The organism is Bacillus sp. EB600 (genome assembly GCF_024494385.1).
Classification (GTDB): Bacteria; Bacillota; Bacilli; order Bacillales; family Cytobacillaceae; genus JAEVLT01.
In genome coordinates this window covers 179,686-198,605 of the sequence record NZ_JAEVLT010000005.1, presented here as the reverse complement: position 1 = coordinate 198,605, position 18,920 = coordinate 179,686, and the positions used below count along the sequence as shown (strand labels likewise).

22 protein-coding genes and 2 riboswitches are annotated in these 18,920 nt (G+C 40.3%); of the genes, 2 read left to right on the top strand and 20 right to left on the bottom strand.

The genetic code is table 11. From position 1 onward, the window contains the following. Positions 1 to 172: 172 nt before the first annotated feature. The gene (locus JN080_RS30130; protein ID WP_483861538.1) at positions 173 to 409 is read left to right on the top strand and encodes a YczF family membrane protein; all 237 of its coding nucleotides are present in this window, start codon (positions 173 to 175) and stop codon (positions 407 to 409) included. A 70-nt stretch (positions 410 to 479) separates the two neighbouring features. Here the strand turns inward: JN080_RS30130 and thiE are convergent, their stop codons facing one another. The 4 genes from thiE to JN080_RS08165 form a co-directional block, all read right to left on the bottom strand. Then, the gene (gene thiE, locus JN080_RS08180; RefSeq protein WP_256235446.1) at positions 480 to 1,136 is read right to left on the bottom strand and encodes a thiamine phosphate synthase; all 657 of its coding nucleotides are present in this window, start codon (positions 1,134 to 1,136) and stop codon (positions 480 to 482) included. Positions 1,137 to 1,138: 2 nt separating this feature from the next. After that, complete coding sequence (thiD, locus tag JN080_RS08175; RefSeq protein ID WP_256235445.1) at positions 1,139 to 1,945, bottom strand: bifunctional hydroxymethylpyrimidine kinase/phosphomethylpyrimidine kinase; 807 nt, start codon at positions 1,943 to 1,945, stop codon at positions 1,139 to 1,141. Positions 1,946 to 1,963: 18 nt separating this feature from the next. Then, positions 1,964 to 2,773 (bottom strand): hydroxyethylthiazole kinase, encoded by an 810-nt coding sequence (gene thiM, locus JN080_RS08170; protein ID WP_256235444.1) that lies wholly within the window; start codon positions 2,771 to 2,773, stop codon positions 1,964 to 1,966. 70 nt (positions 2,774 to 2,843) lie between these two features. Beyond that, positions 2,844 to 2,953, bottom strand: a riboswitch (TPP riboswitch). Positions 2,954 to 3,015: 62 nt separating this feature from the next. After that, entirely contained in the window at positions 3,016 to 3,282 is a 267-nt protein-coding gene (locus JN080_RS08165) for a phage holin (protein ID WP_256235442.1), read from the bottom strand. 274 nt (positions 3,283 to 3,556) lie between these two features. On the opposite strand from JN080_RS08165, the gene JN080_RS08160 reads away from it, so the two are divergent. Continuing rightward, a complete protein-coding gene (locus JN080_RS08160) occupies positions 3,557 to 5,659 on the top strand; it encodes a transglycosylase domain-containing protein (protein WP_256235441.1) in 2,103 nt (700 codons plus the stop codon). 28 nt (positions 5,660 to 5,687) lie between these two features. On the opposite strand, the gene JN080_RS08155 is transcribed toward JN080_RS08160, so the two are convergent. The 16 genes from JN080_RS08155 to ribE all read right to left on the bottom strand — a co-directional run bounded on the left by JN080_RS08155 (position 5,688) and on the right by ribE (position 18,882). Continuing rightward, on the bottom strand, positions 5,688 to 6,404 hold the full coding sequence (locus JN080_RS08155) for an ATP-binding protein (RefSeq protein WP_256235440.1): 717 nt from the start codon (positions 6,402 to 6,404) through the stop codon (positions 5,688 to 5,690). Beyond that, positions 6,401 to 6,895, bottom strand: coding sequence for an ECF transporter S component (locus tag JN080_RS08150; RefSeq protein WP_256235439.1), 495 nt, complete (start codon positions 6,893 to 6,895; stop codon positions 6,401 to 6,403). Before JN080_RS08150 ends, JN080_RS08155 begins: the two co-directional genes overlap by 4 nt. A gap of 1 nt (position 6,896) precedes the next feature. Further along, on the bottom strand, positions 6,897 to 7,481 hold the full coding sequence (locus tag JN080_RS08145; protein WP_256235438.1) for a cob(I)yrinic acid a,c-diamide adenosyltransferase: 585 nt from the start codon (positions 7,479 to 7,481) through the stop codon (positions 6,897 to 6,899). A 15-nt stretch (positions 7,482 to 7,496) separates the two neighbouring features. Then, the gene (locus JN080_RS08140; RefSeq protein WP_256235437.1) at positions 7,497 to 7,931 is read right to left on the bottom strand and encodes a bifunctional adenosylcobinamide kinase/adenosylcobinamide-phosphate guanylyltransferase; all 435 of its coding nucleotides are present in this window, start codon (positions 7,929 to 7,931) and stop codon (positions 7,497 to 7,499) included. Beyond that, positions 7,883 to 8,482: a histidine phosphatase family protein gene (locus tag JN080_RS08135; RefSeq protein WP_256235436.1), complete on the bottom strand. Its 600-nt coding sequence runs from the start codon at positions 8,480 to 8,482 to the stop codon at positions 7,883 to 7,885. The genes JN080_RS08140 and JN080_RS08135 overlap by 49 nt, the downstream gene beginning before the upstream one ends. Next, a complete protein-coding gene (gene cobS, locus JN080_RS08130; RefSeq protein ID WP_256235435.1) occupies positions 8,452 to 9,240 on the bottom strand; it encodes an adenosylcobinamide-GDP ribazoletransferase in 789 nt (262 codons plus the stop codon). Before cobS ends, JN080_RS08135 begins: the two co-directional genes overlap by 31 nt. A gap of 49 nt (positions 9,241 to 9,289) precedes the next feature. Further along, the gene (locus JN080_RS08125; RefSeq protein WP_256235434.1) at positions 9,290 to 9,877 is read right to left on the bottom strand and encodes a bifunctional adenosylcobinamide kinase/adenosylcobinamide-phosphate guanylyltransferase; all 588 of its coding nucleotides are present in this window, start codon (positions 9,875 to 9,877) and stop codon (positions 9,290 to 9,292) included. Continuing rightward, the gene (cobD, locus tag JN080_RS08120) at positions 9,856 to 10,935 is read right to left on the bottom strand and encodes a threonine-phosphate decarboxylase CobD (RefSeq protein ID WP_256235433.1); all 1,080 of its coding nucleotides are present in this window, start codon (positions 10,933 to 10,935) and stop codon (positions 9,856 to 9,858) included. The genes JN080_RS08125 and cobD overlap by 22 nt, the downstream gene beginning before the upstream one ends. After that, positions 10,892 to 11,875 (bottom strand): adenosylcobinamide-phosphate synthase CbiB, encoded by a 984-nt coding sequence (gene cbiB, locus JN080_RS08115; RefSeq protein ID WP_256235432.1) that lies wholly within the window; start codon positions 11,873 to 11,875, stop codon positions 10,892 to 10,894. Before cbiB ends, cobD begins: the two co-directional genes overlap by 44 nt. After that, positions 11,872 to 13,338: an adenosylcobinamide amidohydrolase gene (locus JN080_RS08110; protein ID WP_256235430.1), complete on the bottom strand. Its 1,467-nt coding sequence runs from the start codon at positions 13,336 to 13,338 to the stop codon at positions 11,872 to 11,874. Before JN080_RS08110 ends, cbiB begins: the two co-directional genes overlap by 4 nt. A 2-nt stretch (positions 13,339 to 13,340) precedes the next feature. After that, positions 13,341 to 14,402 (bottom strand): FecCD family ABC transporter permease, encoded by a 1,062-nt coding sequence (locus JN080_RS08105; protein ID WP_256235429.1) that lies wholly within the window; start codon positions 14,400 to 14,402, stop codon positions 13,341 to 13,343. Further along, complete coding sequence (locus JN080_RS08100) at positions 14,368 to 15,330, bottom strand: ABC transporter substrate-binding protein (protein WP_256235428.1); 963 nt, start codon at positions 15,328 to 15,330, stop codon at positions 14,368 to 14,370. Before JN080_RS08100 ends, JN080_RS08105 begins: the two co-directional genes overlap by 35 nt. 208 nt (positions 15,331 to 15,538) lie before the next feature. Next, positions 15,539 to 15,732: riboswitch (cobalamin riboswitch) on the bottom strand. A 129-nt stretch (positions 15,733 to 15,861) separates the two neighbouring features. Further along, complete coding sequence (locus tag JN080_RS08095; protein ID WP_256235427.1) at positions 15,862 to 16,434, bottom strand: 5' nucleotidase, NT5C type; 573 nt, start codon at positions 16,432 to 16,434, stop codon at positions 15,862 to 15,864. Between the two features lie 42 nt (positions 16,435 to 16,476). Then, positions 16,477 to 16,947 (bottom strand): 6,7-dimethyl-8-ribityllumazine synthase, encoded by a 471-nt coding sequence (gene ribH, locus JN080_RS08090; RefSeq protein ID WP_256235426.1) that lies wholly within the window; start codon positions 16,945 to 16,947, stop codon positions 16,477 to 16,479. A gap of 67 nt (positions 16,948 to 17,014) precedes the next feature. After that, positions 17,015 to 18,208, bottom strand: coding sequence for a bifunctional 3,4-dihydroxy-2-butanone-4-phosphate synthase/GTP cyclohydrolase II (locus JN080_RS08085; RefSeq protein WP_256235425.1), 1,194 nt, complete (start codon positions 18,206 to 18,208; stop codon positions 17,015 to 17,017). A 14-nt stretch (positions 18,209 to 18,222) separates the two neighbouring features. Beyond that, positions 18,223 to 18,882, bottom strand: a complete 660-nt coding sequence (ribE, locus tag JN080_RS08080; protein WP_256235424.1) for a riboflavin synthase — start codon at positions 18,880 to 18,882, stop codon at positions 18,223 to 18,225. Positions 18,883 to 18,920: the final 38 nt, after the last annotated feature.

Here is an 18,920-nt window from a genome sequence, read left to right as displayed (position 1 = left end):
CTTTTTCTTTTATCCAGAAATTTCATTTTTCAAGTTTGCTGCAATTCATTCATCTTCAACCTATTTATCAATAATGTGCTATTACAATGTGTTATCTTAGAAGGTCTAGTATAGAAATAAACTGGTGCGGAAATATAAAAGATAAAACGCATGAAGGTGAAGCCGTAAAGCCATGAAACTATTTTGCGTATCGATATTATTGGCAATCGCCCTAACTTCATTAATTTTAATGCTTGATTTGATATTGGGGACAAGTTTTGACCACATGTTACCTAACTTACTTAACCCGTTCCAAGTTTTTGAACCTGCAGAATATTTTATTATCTTTGTATTACTAGGTTTTCTAATCCTTAAACCAATCATTACTTTTCTATTAAAAAAAATAACGAAAACTTCAGCAAACAAATAACCATAAAAAAAAAGGATGTCTTAAAAGGTTAACCCCTTTAAACATCCCTCTTTCAATGGAAATTAATTATTTATTTGAATGGCACTTGTTCCTTTAGTTTTTTTGTTGTTTCCTTAATATTTTCTGAATGACTAATGGCTGTAATGACAGAGACCCCATCTGCTCCGGCCTCCATAACCGACCGTGCATTCTCAACCTTAATTCCGCCTATTCCCACGATAGGAATATCATAGCCCTTCTCCCGCAGCTCTTTGATCAGCCTTGTTCCTTGAACAGCTTTCGCATCTTCCTTTGTGGAAGTAGGAAAAATGGGTCCTAGTCCGAGGTAATCAGCCCCATTGTCAATTGCAAATTCTACCTCTTCGATTGAATGGGCTGATACCCCAAGGATTTTATCGCCGATTTTTTTGCGGACATCTGAAACCTGTTCATCTTCCTGGCCAATATGAACACCATCTGCATCAAGTTCAAGCGCCAATTCGATATCATCATTTACGATAAACGGAACATTACTTTTGCGGCAAATTGCTTGTAATTCTTTTGCTAATTCATATTTTTTTGCACCATTTAGTGCTCCGTTACCTTTTTCACGAAATTGATAAATTGTAATTCCGCCTTCTATCGCTTCTTCTAGTACTTCTAATGGATTTTTCAAGCAATTCACACTGCCAAAAATAAAATAAACTTTTAATGCGTCTCTTAATCTTTGTGAATCGATTCTTGCCACTGTTATTTACCCCTCTTTTGATTGTATGCCCAGTGATTCGTTGGTCCGTGCCCTGAGCCAATTCTTAAATCCATTTCGATTGCTGCCTGAATAAAATTCTTGGCAGTTGCTACTGCATCATAGATCGAGGAGCCTTTTGCCAGTTCTGCAGTAAGTGCTGCTGAAAAGGTACAGCCTGTCCCATGTGTATTGTTCGTCACAATTCTTTCTGTTGTAAAATAGGAAAATTCATTCCCATCATACAGCACATCAACCGCTTGGTTTGGCTCCTCGTCGTGGCCGCCTTTAATCACCACATTCTTTACCCCTAAATCAAGCAGTTTTTTAGCTGCTTCCCTTTTATCGTCCATCGTCACGATTGACATGTTTGTCAAAACCTCAGCTTCAGGGATATTCGGTGTAATGATAAGTGATAGCGGCAAAAGGCACTTTTTCAAGGAGGTGACTGCTTCTATTTGCAGCAAAGACGCTCCGCCTTTGGCAATCATAACGGGATCAACAACGACCTTTTCCCAGTTATATTCTTTAATTTTTGCTGATACAGCCTCGATGATTTCAGCATTAAACAACATCCCTGTTTTTAATGCCTCCGCACCTATGTCATCACCAATTGATTCCATCTGTTTTACAACCGCTTCAGGTGTCATTGGATATACTGCCTGCACTCCCAGCGTATTTTGGGCAGTGACTGCCGTAATTGCTGACATCCCAAAAACACCTAACTCCTGAAAGGTTTTTAAATCTGCTTGAATACCTGCCCCGCCGCCGCTATCTGATCCTGCGATCGTTAATGCTTTGTTTACCGCCATTTTTTTTGGCTCCTTTCATTACTCTACTTTTGCAAAATTTCCATGCTGATTCAATTCATTTTCAGAAACGATGGAGAGTTGATTTATGAATTCAATTTGAAAGCTTCCTGGTCCTTGCTCGACTGTTTTTTTGGCAGCAAATTCTGCTGTTACACCATAATAGGTTAATGCGGCTACAGCAGCTTTTACGAAATCCTTCTCAACAGCTGTAAAAGCCCCGATAACGGATGATAGCAAACAGCCTGTTCCTGTTACCATTGTAAGAATAGGATGCCCATTACGGACAATGTAGGTGTTTTTTCCATCTGAGACAATATCTTCTTTTCCAGTAATAACAACTACTGTATTTAATTTTTGTGCAGTATCAGCAGCAAGCTCAATCCTATTGCCTTGAACCTGCCCGGCGTCTACTCCTTTTGTTGCAGATTGAATACCAGCTACGTTCGCAATCTCGGAGACATTTCCCCGTAAAACAGAAATCTTTACTTCATTTAATAATCGTTTGGCTGTTTCTGTACGGTATGCTGTTGCTCCAGCCCCTACTGGATCAAGGATAACAGGTACACCATTAGCATTTGCTGATTTCCCCGCAATGATCATTGCATCAACGACAGCACTTGTTAAAGTGCCTATATTTAAAACAAGCGCTCCAGCAATGCTTGCCATATCGGCAACTTCTTCGACAGCATAGGCCATGACAGGTGATGCACCCATTGCTAACATCCCGTTGGCTGTAAAATTAGTGACAACCGTATTGGTAATGTTATGTACAAGCGGATTTGCTTCTCTTACTTTTGCTAGCAATTGACTAACTGAATTATTTTCCAAAGTAAAACCTCCATTGATAAAATTTAAAAAGCCAGATTCAATAGAACCTAGCCGCATGAGTAAGTGAAAGTTGTTTTTTTCACTACTTTCCTACGCTGGGATGATCCAGATCAGGTGAAAAGGGTTAAAAAACTTGACGCTTTTTTCTCAGCCCATTGAAGGGCACCCCCAGTAGTTTATCTATTTATTTTTACAAAACAATAATATCCCTACTTTTTTCGTTCGTAAAGCAAAAACCGAAATTATTTAGGCTTTTCATATTTTAAGGCATGTTCACTGTCTGCAAACCCTTTGGTTGTAGGGTCCTGGACAAAACCGAGCAATGATAAAACAATAAATATGGCATTTGCACAGGTTATAATATCATTCACTACTGTGTTTGTTAATTGAAAGTGGATAATTCCAAGCGAATTTAGCCCTGAAATGACAATTTGCGCGATAATCAAAATATGTGAAATAAATGAAACAACCCAACTTCTGTTTTTAAACCGCACTTTCCAGTTTACCAATCTGCACCTCCTTAATACACTACAATTTTCGTTTGTATAATATATGCAGCCAAAGTGAATAGGTTGTCCTTGGCAAAAAAACAGACTGGTATTTTCAGGTAAACCTCAGTTAAACAATGAAATTAGTCGCTTATTTAAGCATAGAGAGGGTTTAGAAAGGAGCGGGTTCCTTTTGAAAAGAAGTGATTACTTATAGCATTTATTGGTCTTTTTTTAAAATTAAATTTATAATGAATAAACAATTACATTATAAACTGAAGGTAAGGAGATACACATGGGTTTACTTTCTCCATTTTGGAGTATGATTGTTCGTTTCTGGAAAAGGAAGCATTTAACACAAATTCTTTTATTGATTTTACTAGTTTTATTTCTCGTAACAATTTCTTATTTTGGCTGGCTAGCGAGCAGAGCTAATGTCCAATCACTAAAAGAAGGTTTAAGTCAACCAACCGTTATTTATGATAAGGACGGTGCAATTGCCAGCAATGTTGCAACAAACCGAACGACAGGAATCTCCATTAAGGATGTTCCTAAATATGTACCTAATGCGGTTGTTGCCATTGAGGACGAGCGCTTCTATCAGCATGGCGGATTTGATATTAGAGGGATTGCCCGGGCATTTTTCGGGAATCTGTTCGCCGGCCAAGTAACTGCTGGTGGTAGTACGCTTACCCAACAGCTTGCGAAAAATGCTCTGCTTTCACCGGAACGCACCTATAAGCGGAAAGCGGAAGAATTATTCTTAGCTGTCAAGCTTGAAAAAGTCTATACAAAAGATGAAATCCTGCAAATGTATGTAAACCAAGTTTATTTTGGCAGCGGTGCATGGGGGATTGGCAATGCCTCAAAAAAATACTTTGCGAAAAACATCAAGGATGTATCAATAAGCGAAGCAGCTATGCTGGCGGGATTACTGCATGCTCCAAACTATTTAGACCCGTATCAGCATTATGATCTTGCAATGAAACGAAGAAATGTTGTTTTAGCGAAAATGAAGGAACTTGGAATGATAACAGCGAGTGAATACTCCGCTGCTATAAAAGAGAAAATCCGGCTCCGTGATGGTGGAGGAAGCAACGTTGACCGAAAGTACCCATATTACGTTGATGCTGTATTAAACGAAGCCATTTCAAAGTACGGCTTGACCCAGGATGAAATTTTAACCAGGGGGTACCGTATATATACTGAAATGGACCAAAACATTCAAACAGGGCTGGAAAAAGTATACAGCAGGAATTATCTGTTTCCAAGCGGCCGGGGAGGGAAACTTGTTCAAAGCGGTGCTGTTCTGATGGATCCTGCTTCCGCCGGTGTCCGTGCCCTTGTCGGAGGGCGGGGTGAGCACGTGTTTCGCGGCTTTAATCGTGCTACACAATTAACAGCCCAGCCTGGTTCAACAATAAAGCCGCTTGCTGTCTATACACCAGCACTCGAAAAAGGCTATGATTATTCGTCTGAGCTTGTCGATCAACCCATCTCATTTGGCAATTATAAACCGGAGAACTACACCCGGACCTATGCTGGAAAAGTGCCAATGTATAAGGCAGTCGAGGAATCACTAAACGTTCCTGCGGTTTGGCTTTTAAATGAAATAGGGCTGGATAAGGGATTGGAATCCTTAAAACGCTTTGGTATTCCAGTTCACAAGGAGGACAAAAATCTGGCGATTGCTCTGGGCGGAATGAGTAAGGGAATCTCTCCCCTTCAGCTGGCGGATGCCTTTTCTGCATTTCCAAATGGCGGAACCCGTGAGGATAGCCATCTGATTACAAAAATTGTTGGCCCAACGGGAAACATCATTGCTGAGCACAAAGAGAAAACAACAAAGGTGACATCCAGGTCCGTTGCCAATAAAATGACATCCATGCTCTTAAATGTCGTTGAAACAGGAACAGGAAAAAGCGCCAGTATTGAAGGAGTACAGATTGCGGGTAAAACAGGATCTACACAACTCCCCTTTCCAGACTTAAACGGAACAAAGGATCAATGGATGGCAGGCTATACAACAGACCTTGTTGGTGCCGTCTGGATTGGCTACGACCAAACTGACCGTGAACATTATTTGCCTAGTAACAGTTCAGCCAACGTTGTGCCTCTTTTTAGGGAAATCATGAAAGCGGCGAGTCCGTATGTAAAACATGCGAATTTTGATGTTGATTCGATCAATACACAGCTTGCCAACGGAAATCAGGCTCAAAAAGCGATTAAAGAGCAAGCTGCAAAAATTAGCAAGGAGTTCCAAGATAACGCAAAAAAAATTGGCCAATCAATAAAAGAACAGGCACCTGCGTGGAAAGAAGGGATCCACCAAACACTAGATGGAATTGGCAGGGCGGTTAATACCCTGGTTGATAAACTTCAAGGCCTTAGACAATGAAGAAAAGCCTGCCAGTAGGCAGGCTTTTCTATGTCAAAATTTGAACGGGGTGAAAAAATCCCTTTGTAAGCTTATTTATTTCAGCTTCTTGATTTTCCAGATACACCGCAATAAAACATGTAGCCGGACCGGATGATTTACCTACATCAACGCTTGTGACAACCATTTCCTTAGAAAAACTCTTGTTACGAAACATCTGATTCATCTCATACAAGATTCCTTTCGAACCAACTGGCCAGACGATTACATCCTGAAGTTTGCTTACTTCTCGGAATAGTAATAATGGAACAATTCGTTCTTCTTGTTCTACTACTTCATTTCCAATTAAAGGCGTCCCAACCACGGCAAATTTCAATGAATCAAAGTAATCAAACTCTGTTCTTTTTAAAATCGACTTTTTTCCAATGACTAATAAGCCAACTGCCGATTGCTGCATAGAAAAATTACTTTCTGTACTCCCTGTAATCGGAACATCCTCTAAATGAAGTTCAACCAAGCCTTTTTGAATTCCCCCAGTAAGCATTGCCCAGGACTCATTCCCGCAAAAATTATGGAGAACAACAGAAAAGGGTTCGCCCCCTGCTGCTATACATTCCATTACCGCCACTCGGAACGAGTAATACGCCACTGTTTCATATTGTACATGAACAAGGTCACCCGGCTTCAATCCAATTGCTCCACTATTATCGCTTGCTATAATGAGGGCACCATTCCCATGAAAAGGAATGGTCAAAACGTCTCTCATTGTTCAATCTCTCTATTCTTCACGTTAGGCGTGATCAAAGATGAAAGTCTTGGTATTAACACTAATGATATCAGGGTATTGATAATAGACCCGATCAACAGAGAAGGAACAATGGAAATGTAGAAACCAATATTCATTAAGAAAATAAACGGTATTGGGGCAACGAATGCATTTCCAAATATAAAGACCAAACCCGCAATGATTTTTTTGTTATTTTTATAGAGGACCCCAAAAATCCAAGCTAGGACGGCCATCTCTGCTGCAATTAACAAATGCATCGGACCTAAAGGAAAACCGCTTAATAAGGCAGATAATAGGTGCCCGAATGCCCCAACAACCGCTCCCGGACCCGCTCCTACTAATGCTGCTGCAAGTAAGGCAGGAGAAGCATCTAGTGCCACACTCCCAACCACAGCAGGAATTTTAATCGCAGCTCCAACAGCAGACAATGCTATGAACAGAGCAAGCAGGCTTAGCATTTTTCCCTTCATTCTACTTCTCCTCCTTTCGTTTACCATCCCTAAATACCTTTGCACTGCGCACATATTCAACATCTTTAACCTGCATCCGGCAGTTAATAACTCTTGCTAATGCAAAAAAATAGTCTGATAGACGATTTAAATATTTAAGTGCTAATTCAGGTGCTTTTTGATCTGCCTTTACTAGTTTTACAACTAATCTCTCCGCTCTTCTAGTAACCGTTCTTGCAATATGGATTGATGCCGCAGGCTTTGATCCTCCAGGCAAAATAAAGCGTTCCAATTCTGGTGCCTCAGCAGTATACTCATCAATTCTTGTTTCTAAGTAATCAATCGATTCTTGTTGCAGCTTTAATTCCCGTTTTTCCAAAACATTTGCGAGATCACCGCCGCAATCAAATAATTCATGCTGAATTTTTTCAAGATCGGCCAGCACGTCACGGAAGATTTCCCTGTCAAGCTCTGTCATCGCTTGCCCGACAAAGCAATTCACTTCATCCACCGTCCCGTAAGCTTCTACTCGGGTATCATCTTTGTCAACTCGGCCGCCAATAATACTTGTTTTCCCTTTATCACCAGTACGTGTATAAATTCTCATCAAATCGATTCCCCTTTATTTTATTGTTTTACTGAGTCCGTACCAGATAACGTCAACTCTATCCGATTTAGCAGCGATATCTTGATATGCCCAGCCGGTTAAATCCCGCCATACTCTATTCTCTTTTTCCAAGGGAACAATCCCTTTTGTGATATCCGTTCCGATCAAAACTAATTGCTGGACTACCTTGCTTTTTTCCCAAGCCAGCCAATGATCCAAGCACCTATTAAAAAACGCACGGCATTCGTTAAGGTCAAATTGTTCCGTTAACGTTTTTAACCAGATTTCAATTCCTTCAAAAATGAGTAAATCCTGGTCTATTTTTGTTAAATCCAAAGGCAACAGTTCGTTTTCATATGCAGATATCCAACCATCATGTTCATTTACTTGATAAGTATTTTTCACCCATGCTCTTTTTCCGTTAAAGGCACCACCTGTAATAAAGTGCACCGCTCGCTCCTCCTTAACGACTCCCGGTCAAAAATAAGTTCAAATCCATGACCGTGAGGTATCTGCCAGCTCCAAAATTCTTTTTGTTCTGGTGCCAATTGCGATAAAAGATATTTAATGACACCGCCATGTGTAATAACTGCACAGCGATCAAGCTGTTTTGTTTGAATCACTTTGATTATTTTTTTCCAGCCTGCTTGAACTCTGTTCGTAAACTGCTGAAAGGATTCTCCTCCTGGCGGACAATAATGGAAGAAATCGGAGAGCCATAGCTGATACTGTTTTTCATTTTTCAGCTCCTCGTAGGTTTTTCCTTCCCATTTTCCGAAATTCAATTCCCGGAGATGATGAAGCAGGAAAACATTCTCGTTAGGAAACAATAAATTTGCAGTTTTAACGCAACGGCTTAGATCGCTTGAAAAATAGATATCGTATCGGCTAGTTGATGATATAATTTGAGGTTCAGCACATAGGGGTGAATCTGACCAGCCTAAATAGGCCATTCGTTGATTCGCTTCTGTTAACCCGTGACGAAATAATGCAATAACCACACGGTCATCCATAGTAGTAACTCAGTCCCTTCCACGGAAGCTCCTAATACATCACCTGTAATCCCGCCAAACCATTTACGTGCATTCCGCCGGCAAATCCAATAACTGACAAGTGCAGCAAGAAACAATATTCCTATACTAATTAACCCTATCCCTAATAAAAAAGCTATATAAAGATACGCGATGATATAGACAGGATAAATCCACAGTACTTTTGGATTGGCCGCAGCTTGAAACATCCGCCCCAGTCCCTCATTTTTAGCTGTTTTCACAGTTAGCAGCATCATACCCATCACACTTTTACTTAAAATCGGAACCGTTGCGATAAGGATGTATGACAAGAATTTGACTTTATAGGTTATATCATAGAAAAATAGAAACCGGCAGCTTAATAAGATAATCACCGAGATCACTCCAAATGCACCCATGCGGGGGTCCTTCATGATCTCAAGCCTTTTTTGTTTATCTTGATACGAAAAATAAGCATCACTCGTATCCATCCAGCCATCTAAATGGATCCCTCCTGTAAGCAGAATCGTCGTCAGCCAAAGGATGAAAGCAACAGCCTGATGAGAAAAAGGTGTCCATTCAAACAAGAAAAATAAGATATATGCATAGATAATCCCCTGAAATAATCCTAATAACGGAAAAGTTTGGACAGCTTTGCGGAGATGTTCCTTATCCATCGGCAGTTCTAATTTAATAGGAATTGCCGTAAAAAATTGCAGATTGATTAAAAAGCCTTTGATAAACTTCATATTCCATACTCCATTGATTGATATCTTTAAGAAGATACCCATTAGATTTTTATAACGTCCCTTGTAGTAAAGCTCCCTTCATTACCAGCGGTACCCCGGCTTCAACTAAAAAGGCCTGATCCGCTTCTTTAACTAGCTGTTGATGGATCTGTCCAAGCAAACGGGTGTATGTAAAAACAAGTTCATTTTCAAGCATCGGCTCATGTAAAACTTCGTTACTTACCAAGATCATCGTTCTTACCCGCTTTTTAATCAACATAATCCCAGTAATAATCTTTTCCCTTATTGATTCCAAAAAAGGAGGATCCCATCTATGCTCCGAAGAAAACAATTCATTATTTAGTAGTGTTGTAACACAATCAAGTAAAAGAACATCCCGGTTATTAAAACGGTCAGCGATTGTCCCAATATTTGTGCTCTGCTCTATTGTTATCCATTGGTACTTTGCTGTTTTTCGATCATGCTGGTGCTTTTTGATCCGTTCCTTCATCTCTTTATCAAAAGGGACACCGGTAGCGATGTAATGGAGCCTTCCACCTTCTTCAGAAGCGATTTTAATAGTGAGTTTTTCAGCAAAGCTGCTTTTTCCGCTTCTTACTCCACCTGAAATAAAAATTAACGATGGTCCCGCCTCCATTCGGTCAGCACCTCCATCAGCCGATTATTTTCAGCAATGCCCTTAATTGCAAACCGAAGCCATTTTCCTTCTAGACCTGGAAAATTAAATGTATGGCGGGGAATCATTCCTTTTTTTAAAAGAAACTCAAAAAACGGAAATTGATCTTCTAAATGAGGATCCCTCAATAGATAGAAGTTAACTTCAGAGGGGGACACCATAAAATCCAGCTCTCGAAAAAATTGAAAAAGCCGGGTTCGTTCATTGTTAATGTAAACTTGGGTCTCTTTAATAAATGAATTATTTTGTACACACAGTTCACCAGTTAATAATGCAATCGCATTTGTACTCCAATGCGATTGTAACTTGCTAAGTTCAGCAATAATGTGCGGCTGGGCAGCTAAATAACCAAGCCGGATCCCCGGGATTGCAAACATTTTCGTCATCGAGCGAATAATGATTAAGTTGGAAAACCTGTTAACGTATGGAAGAAAAGAATCATAATCTAGTAAAAAGTCGTAAAAGGCTTCATCCAGGATGAAATAGCAATGATAATATGCACATTCCTCGATTAACGTGAGTATAGCTGGTGTTTGGTACCTAATCCCTGTTGGGTTGTTCGGATTGCAAAGAAACACGGCATCCGCATCCATCAGTTTCGAACGCAAAACGTCAAGGCTCAACCCAAAGCTTGGCTCCGCTAACTGATGAGACACTATTTGACAATTGTTGGCCCGACAAGCTTTTTCGTATTCTGAGAAGGTTGGCTGCACCAATAAAACATTTTTGTCAGTAAGCATCCTGGCTACAAGAGTGATAAGCTCGGCCCCGCCATTTCCAATTAAAAGAGAATCAGCTGAGACATGTTCTTTTTTACCGATAAGTTTCTTTAGACGTTTGGCATAAGGATCCGGGTATACCGTTATATCATTATAAAAGTCGGCCCAGTTATCTTTTATTGCATTGGGCGGGCCAAGCGGATTAATATTTGCACTAAAATCAAGATACTTCTGCGGTAATGAGAGTCCCACTGCTTCATAAAGATATTGCGGATTGGAACCATGTGAAGGCCAAATCAAATACCGTCCCTCCGATCCATAAAAAAAGTAAAAATAAAAAGGCTGTTCTACCTAAAATTAAATTTGACTTAAGAATATGTTCCTTATTAATTGTCTGAAGCGGTTCACCCATTTTTGCCCGGTTTGATACCAGCCCTTTATAATAGTTTATACCTCCAAGTTGAATTCCTAAAATAGCGGAAACAGCCGCTTCCCCCCAACCGCTGTTTGGACTTGGATGCTTTTTGGCATCGCGGAACAGAATTTTCCACGCCTTGCGATAGCTTGTTTTTTCGGGTTTTTTACCTAAAAGCATAATCACTCCAGTTAGGCGGCTTGGGATCCAATTCATTACATCATCCCATTTTGCTGAGGCCCAGCCAAACTGTTTATACCGATCATTTATGTATCCAACCATCGAATCACAAGTATTTGTTGCCCGGTACATCATCGCAAGCGGAGCACCGCCTACAAAAGCCCAAAACAACGGGGCAGTCACACCGTCACTTGTATTTTCCGCAACTGTTTCAACCGCAGCCCGGGAAATTTCCGCTTCATCCAATGCTTGAGTATCTCGGCCGACAATATAGGATACCTTTTTACGGGCATCAACAAGGTCCCCTCTTTTTAATGGTTGATAAACCTCAACAGAGGCTTCCTTTAAGCTTTTTTGAGCTATGGTTGAAGCAATAATGATGCTTTCGAGCAACACTCCAACAACTGGTGAAATCTTATAACCTATTAATACCAAAATCCAAACAATCGAAAAGCATGTAAATAATACAAGCAAAAGCATGACTACCCCCTTCTGCTTTTTTGATTTCCCCTTATTCCAGCGGATTTCAAAAAAAGAAATCAACCTGCCGATCCATTTTACCGGATGTGGCCAATTGGAGGGGTCTCCAATCAGGAGATCAAGAAAATAGGCAATGGTTAAGGAAAGTAAATGGTGGATCATCATCTTTTTGTCCTTCTCAGCGAATTTTGAATGGCATTTGTTGTACATTCATACACGGCTTTACTAATGAGCTTTCCCAATGGAGTAATCGTTCCCGCAAATTCTAAAATTTTTCCTTGTTGCGTTGCCGCAATTAAAATACTATCTGTTGAAGTTCCGGTCGCAATCGTTCCTGTAGAATTGTCGATTACCTTTTGGTCATTCATGACCTTTACCTTTGCTTCCGTCGCTGTCACAATACTCTGAATAAATGCTTCCTCTGTCAGCTCCCCATTTACAAAAATCCATGTATTGATCGTTCCAGGTGTCGACACAAATGTATGACTTTCACTTTTAGATGCATCAATTGCATTACCGACTCCGGCGGTGACAACTATAAATATCGAGAATTCCTGCTGTTCATACAATTGGTAAACAGCATCCTCTAGGATGACTGCTGTCATCATCCCCACTATTTCCGACGGCTCAAAGCCCTTTAAGCGAAGAAAAGAGGCCATTTCTCCGCGATGATCACTGCAGTTGTAGTCCTTGTCAACGTGCCGATTTATAAATGTCTGATACCAGCCTGTTCCTGCCCCAAGGACGCCAGAAGACATTGTCCTTAAGGGGGCCGGAGATCTTAATTCGATAAATTCATTAGAAGCATGCAGCATCTCTTCATTAATTTTAACAATGGTTTTTTCTTTAAATAGATCGGGAAGCAATACCATTTGCGGAGCTGCAACCCTTGGATGGGGATGCTTTTGAATATCGGTGTGAAATACTTCCCTTATTTTCTCTTCCCTCAGAACCTCATTAGGAATATGTTGAATATTGATTGTTCCCTTTTCTAACAGGAGCAAGCGGTCACAATAGAGCCCGGCAAGATTCAAATCGTGAAAAATCGAAATGACCGTCAAATCATTCTCTGCCGTCCAATGCTTTAACAGATCTAACAATTCCTTTTGATAGGATAGGTCCAAATGGTTTGTTGGCTCATCTAAAAGAAGAATTTCCGGCTCTTGAGCTAAAGCCTGAGCAAGAAAAACCCTTTGTCTCTCACCACCGGAAAGTTCTTGAATGTTCTTATTCTGTAATCGGGACAAACCAGTCTGGGTCATTACCCTTTGGACGATGTTTTCATCCTCGTTACTCCAAGCTTGAAACCAGCCTCTCTGATGAGCATATCTGCCAAGCGAAACCGTTTCTTTTACTGTATATGAAAATGATTGCGAAGAGAGTTGTGAAAGAACTGCTGTAATTTGTGCCAGTTGTTTCACTGAGTATTCTTGGAGCCTTTTTCCCTTTAAATAAATCTCACCATTATAAATTGGCAAGATTCCGCTCAGCATTTTCAATAGGGTTGTCTTACCGCTTCCATTTGGACCCAAAATCCCGAATAATTCCCCTCTGTTCACCTCAAAAGATATGTCTTTCAAAACAGATTCGTTCGTGTACCCTCCTGATACGTGTTCAACATTAAGCATCCCTAACCACTTCTTTCTGTCCTTTTTCGTTGTAAAAGGATGATGGCAAACACAGGTGCCCCAATTAAAGCTGTAATCACCCCAATGGGCAATTCTGTCGGGGAAATAATCGTTCTGGAAATAAGATCGGCAATAATTAAAAATCCGCTACCCGTTAAAATTGACAAGGGGAGCAGGTGCTTGTGGTCCGGTCCCCATAATAATCTTGACAGATGGGGAATGACTAATCCAACAAAACCGATTGTTCCCGAAACAGCAACAGCTGCTCCTGTTAGAATTGACCCTGCCATTAGGATTATCAGCTTCCTTTTTTGAACATTGACCCCTAAGTTCTGAGCCTTCTCCTCCCCAAACGACATCGCATTTAATTCTTTCGCATTTAATAAGAGAATAGCTGATCCTAAAAGGAAAAATGGCAAAATAATCTTGATATAATCCCAGCCTCTCATCGATACGCTTCCTAACAGCCAACCAATAATCTGTCTGAGCTCATCTCCCGTCAGGGCAATCATGAGTGAAATAATTGCGCCAAGAAAAGAACTAAAAATAATCCCCGTTAAAATAATGGTTTCTACTCTCATTGAACGCTCAATTTTCCGAGCAAAAGTAAGGACAACAAGGATCGTCACAAACGAGCAGAGGATACTAAGTAACGGAAGTGTAAACGAACCAGCAAATGGGATGGATAAATGAAAAAACAAGGTAAGCACCGCTCCAACTGAGGCCCCAGATGAAACACCTAATGTATAAGGATCCGCCAGCGGGTTTCTTAAAAGACCTTGAAAGGCCGCTCCTGCAATTGCAAGAGCCGCCCCAACAAGGCCGGATAATATTACCCTAGGTAGACGAATGTTTAAAACAATACTCGTGTACATAGGGTCTATCCGTTTAAACGAAAATAGACCAAAATACTTAGCGCCAATAATTTCGATAATAGTTTTAATCGGTACGAAAACAGTTCCAATCGAAATACCCAATAGTATAGAAACTATCAAGATTAGCCCCGCTGCCGCATAGGCTAAGAGCTTCTTATTTAAAAACTTCTGGATAGATTGCCTTGGCAAGATCCTCTACTCCTTCAACAATCCTAGGTCCTTGACGGTTTACTTGATCAGAATTAACATCGATGACTTGTTTATTTTTTACTGCCTTCACATTCTCCCAGCCTTTTCTTGTTAACACTTGTTCAGCAGGGTTTTTTACATAAAATCCATATGTAGTAATGATAACATCAGGATTTCTTTGGATCATTGCTTCTTGATCAACCTTAATCCATCCTTGTTGATCGTTTGCGATATTTTCGGCATTAATGGTTCGAAGCATTTCATCCATAAATGTATTTTTTCCTGTTGTATAAATATCCGGTGCCGGAGCTACCTCGATATACACCTTTTTCTTTTCTGTTATTTTTGTAGCCTTCTCTTTAATTCCAGCCAATTTTTCCTTCATTCCTTTAACAATCTCGTCTGCTTTATTTGTTTCACCAGTAGCTTTCCCAACCATCTCAATAGAGGCATAGACTTGATCAAAGTTTTCGGCATTGTTGATTACCAGAACCGTAATTCCTGCATCCCGAAGCTGCTGAAGCGCATCTTTTGCAAGAGCTGCCGATGAGGCATGGGCTAAAACTAAGTCTGGCTTTAAACCAATAATTTTTTCAGTATTAAATTCCTGCCCGCCAATTTTTTCTTTTTTCAATGCGGCTTTTGGGTAATTGTCATAATCGGAAACACCTACGATTTCCTTGTCTAACCCAAGGGCAAATGCAATTTCTGTATTACTTGGCATAAGGGAAACGATTTTTTCAGGCTTTTGTTTTATGACAACATTATTGCCTAGAGCATCCTTAATTGTAACCGGAAATACCGCTTCTCCTGTTTTCTCAACACCAGTCTTATTTCCTCCGTTAGTCTGATCCTTCTTTTCTACGCAGCCTGCTAAAGCGCCTATTGTTAAAAATAGTATTAACAATAATGAAGATAATTTTTTCATTTTTTTCCTCCTGTTTTAAATCTTTTTTATTTTGCAGCATAAGAAAAATAAAATTGTTGTTATGCCAAACAACTCTAAATTCTCTAAATCCCCGGGAACGAAAAACATCTCCATGATGACATGGAGATGTTGGAATGAGTAGGTTCAATTACTTATTTTTTCAGTAAAATGAATCTAGCATGCTACACATCCCTATCCTCGTAGGTTTTTGGCGGAGTAAAAACAGGCAGGTTTCCTGGCTTATGATCATCGCGCCCTATGCCTTCCCATCATTATTTGACAGTGGCAATTATAGGTTGCTCCCATATACAGTGGCGGGACCGCGTTGGCTTTTATACCAAACTTCCCTATTAAGCTAAGAATCTTTTTAAAGATTTTAGCACCTGTTTCAAATCTATTTTTTATGCTAAAGCTATTATATCTACAAGTTGATCCATTTGTACATGTTTTTTTCGGAATATTAATGCAAACTTCGCTAAAAAATAGGTGCATCATTTCTCGACGGTACTATTTTTTAGCGATAGATAATCATCATTTGCTATCCTTTAAAAGGATCTCTCTTAGTTCCTCCCAGCTATCAATTCTTGGCAGCTCTAAATGCTGGTTATAGGGATGATTTTTCACATAGACTTTTGTCGGTGAGTTTGCAAGTGTTTCTAAAACAGCAGGCTTGTCATCAAAGTAATAATCAATCCCAAGTTGGTTTATAATTTGAACTTTTTCGGGATCCTTCATTCCGCAATAGAAACGGTCATCATGGACTGGAAAACCTGCCTTACGCAGCCACGCTTTCGTCTGTTCACAATGTTCTCCATCCCTTGATGTTACATAATAGATTTCATAGCCAGCGTGTTCGAGCTCTTGTAATACCTCTACCGCGAAAGGAAAAGGCGGGCAATCTGTAAAATAGATTTCTTCCCTTAGATCCATCCACATCTTTCTTCCTTCCACATCTGTTAATCCAAATGGCTTGTGGATCGCAATTGTTTTAAGTTCGCGAAATGCCTCAATTGGGATATCCTTTTTCAACCTTCGCTTATACAAATGAAACGCATACTCTCTTAAGTTAATTAACGTATCATCTACATCAAATCCTAGCTTCATTGTTCCTCCCCCTTACTTTCTTCCTTTGAGGACAATAAGCTTTTACTTTTCAAAGCTTCTGCACAAGTTTGCCATTTCGATTGCAGCTGAAGCAGCATCCCAGCCCTTGTTCCCTGCTTTCGTTCCGGCTCTCTCAATTGCCTGCTCAATCGACTCGGTAGTCAGGACACCGAAAGAAACTGGTATGCCGCTCTTAAGAGATATTGCAGCCACACCCTTTGCAACTTCATTACAAACAAAATCAAAATGGGGTGTTGCACCGCGAATGACTGTTCCAAGTGTGATCACTGCATCGTATTTTTTGCTTTCAGCCATTTTTTGGGCGATTAGTGGGATTTCAAATGCACCTGGCACCCATGCAATCTCTACGTCTTCCTCGTTTACTCCATGGCGTTTTAGGGCATCCTGTGCACCACCTAATAATTTACTTGTGATAAACTCATTAAAACGACCAACTACAATTCCGACTTTTAACCCTGTGCCAACTAAATTTCCTTCAAAAATGTTTCCCATTTTTATTCCTCCAATTTTTCTACACGTATTTTTTTAGCATCGGTTGGGATTCTACAACAAGGCATTTTTAATAATGCAATAGATGCCCTAATTTATCATGCTTTGTTCTTAAATAATTTTCATTTTCAGCCCTCATAGGCATTTCCAATGGGACCCTTTCGACAACTTCAAGCCCATAGCCACTTAACCCTTTGATTTTGCGAGGGTTATTTGTTAATAACCGTAATTTGGTAATACCAAGATCCTTTAATATCTGTGCTCCAATTCCATATTCCCGTAAATCTGCAGGAAATCCAAGCTTTTCATTTGCCTCAACCGTATCAAACCCTTGTTCCTGAAGCTTGTAGGCTTTCAGTTTGTTTAAAAGGCCGATCCCGCGCCCTTCTTGGCGCATGTATAAAAGGACACCCTTGCCTTCTTCGCTGATTTGCGATAAAGCTGCATGGAGCTGCGGACCACAATCGCAGCGGTAGGAGCCAAAAACATCCCCCGTTAAGCATTCGGAATGTACTCGCACCAAGGTCGACGTTTCAGGGTCAATATCGCCCTTCACTAAAGCAATATGTTCTTTCCCATCTACGATATTTGAATAGCCCACTGCCCTAAATTCACCAAATTCAGTTGGCAGCTTAACTTCAACTTCACGCTTAACTAACTTATCTTCGCGATTTCTGTATTCAATTAAATCTTTAATAGTAATCATTTTTAAGCCGAATTGATCAGCGATTTTCCGCAATTGCGGAACCCTTGCCATTGTTCCGTCTTCATTCATGATTTCACAAATGACACCAGCGGGTTTGGCACCGCATAGTCTGGCTAAATCAACAGCAGCCTCGGTATGACCTGTTCTTTGAAGAACGCCGCCCTTTCTGGCAACTAGCGGAAAGATATGCCCTGGACGTTTGAAATCGTCTGCTTTTGCACCTGGGTCCAGCATACTTAAAACCGAAGCAGACCGTTCGTAAGCTGAAATCCCTGTGGTTGAAAATTTATGGTCGATGCTTACCGTAAAGGCAGTATGGTTGTTGTCCGTATTCACGGAAACCATCGGCATTAAATCAAGCTTTTGCGCCAATTCTTCCTCGATTGGGACACAGATAAGCCCTCTGGCATGAGTAGCCATAAAATTAATGACATTCGGGGTCGCTTTTTCGGCTAATGCAATCAGGTCTCCTTCATTTTCTCTGTCTTCATCGTCACAAACAATGATCATTTTCCCTTGTTTTAAATCTTCAAGGGCTTCATCAATTTTATCAAACATCTAAATCACTCCTTTTACTTAAATCCATTTTCTTCCAAAAAACGAGCTGTAATGCTCGATTTCTTCTGTGGCTCGGTTTGATTTGAAAAACCTGTTAAAAAATGGCCGACATATTTGCCAATCATATCGCATTCAAGGTTAACAATTTCACCTGGACCCTTAAGTCCCAACACCGTTTCAGACAGCGTGTGCGGGATTAATGAAATTGTGAAATAATCCTCTGTTACACCAAAAACAGTTAGGCTTGTCCCATCAATTGCAATCGAACCTTTTAAAATTATAAATTTCAGCACCTCTTTGGGCGCTTCTATTTCATAATAGACAGCATTTTCAAATGCCTTTTTACGCTTAATAACTCCAGTTCCATCAACATGGCCCGAGACAAAGTGACCACCGAATCTTCCCCCGGCTGCCATCGCCCTTTCGAGATTGACCTTGGAACCCTTGTTAACCATCCTTAAGCTTGTTGATTTAACTGTCTCAGGCATTACATCAACTGTAAACCGATTACTTGAAAAGGATGTTACTGTGAGGCAAACGCCATTTACAGCAATGCTGTCGCCAAGGTGAACTCCAACAAGGATCTTTTTCGCATCAATCGTTAGCACAAATGATTCTCCAGTTTTTTTGATGCTTTCGACTAAGCCAATTTCCTCAATAATGCCGGTAAACATATCAGTGACCTCTTTCTTTAATAGGTTTTGCAATCACA

Coding starts and splice junctions, on each gene's coding strand:
- JN080_RS30130 (WP_483861538.1), top strand. CDS start 173: ATGAAACTATTTTGCGTATCGATATTATTGGCAATCGCCCTAACTTCA.
- thiD (WP_256235445.1), bottom strand. CDS start 1,945: ATGGCGGTAAACAAAGCATTAACGATCGCAGGATCAGATAGCGGCGGC.
- JN080_RS08160 (WP_256235441.1), top strand. CDS start 3,557: ATGGGTTTACTTTCTCCATTTTGGAGTATGATTGTTCGTTTCTGGAAA.
- JN080_RS08155 (WP_256235440.1), bottom strand. CDS start 6,404: ATGAGAGACGTTTTGACCATTCCTTTTCATGGGAATGGTGCCCTCATT.
- JN080_RS08150 (WP_256235439.1), bottom strand. CDS start 6,895: ATGAAGGGAAAAATGCTAAGCCTGCTTGCTCTGTTCATAGCATTGTCT.
- JN080_RS08145 (WP_256235438.1), bottom strand. CDS start 7,481: ATGAGAATTTATACACGTACTGGTGATAAAGGGAAAACAAGTATTATT.
- cobS (WP_256235435.1), bottom strand. CDS start 9,240: ATGAAGTTTATCAAAGGCTTTTTAATCAATCTGCAATTTTTTACGGCA.
- JN080_RS08125 (WP_256235434.1), bottom strand. CDS start 9,877: ATGGAGGCGGGACCATCGTTAATTTTTATTTCAGGTGGAGTAAGAAGC.
- cbiB (WP_256235432.1), bottom strand. CDS start 11,875: ATGATGATCCACCATTTACTTTCCTTAACCATTGCCTATTTTCTTGAT.
- JN080_RS08110 (WP_256235430.1), bottom strand. CDS start 13,338: ATGCTTAATGTTGAACACGTATCAGGAGGGTACACGAACGAATCTGTT.
- JN080_RS08100 (WP_256235428.1), bottom strand. CDS start 15,330: ATGAAAAAATTATCTTCATTATTGTTAATACTATTTTTAACAATAGGC.
- JN080_RS08095 (WP_256235427.1), bottom strand. CDS start 16,434: ATGAAGCTAGGATTTGATGTAGATGATACGTTAATTAACTTAAGAGAG.
- ribH (WP_256235426.1), bottom strand. CDS start 16,947: ATGGGAAACATTTTTGAAGGAAATTTAGTTGGCACAGGGTTAAAAGTC.
- JN080_RS08085 (WP_256235425.1), bottom strand. CDS start 18,208: ATGTTTGATAAAATTGATGAAGCCCTTGAAGATTTAAAACAAGGGAAA.
- ribE (WP_256235424.1), bottom strand. CDS start 18,882: ATGTTTACCGGCATTATTGAGGAAATTGGCTTAGTCGAAAGCATCAAA.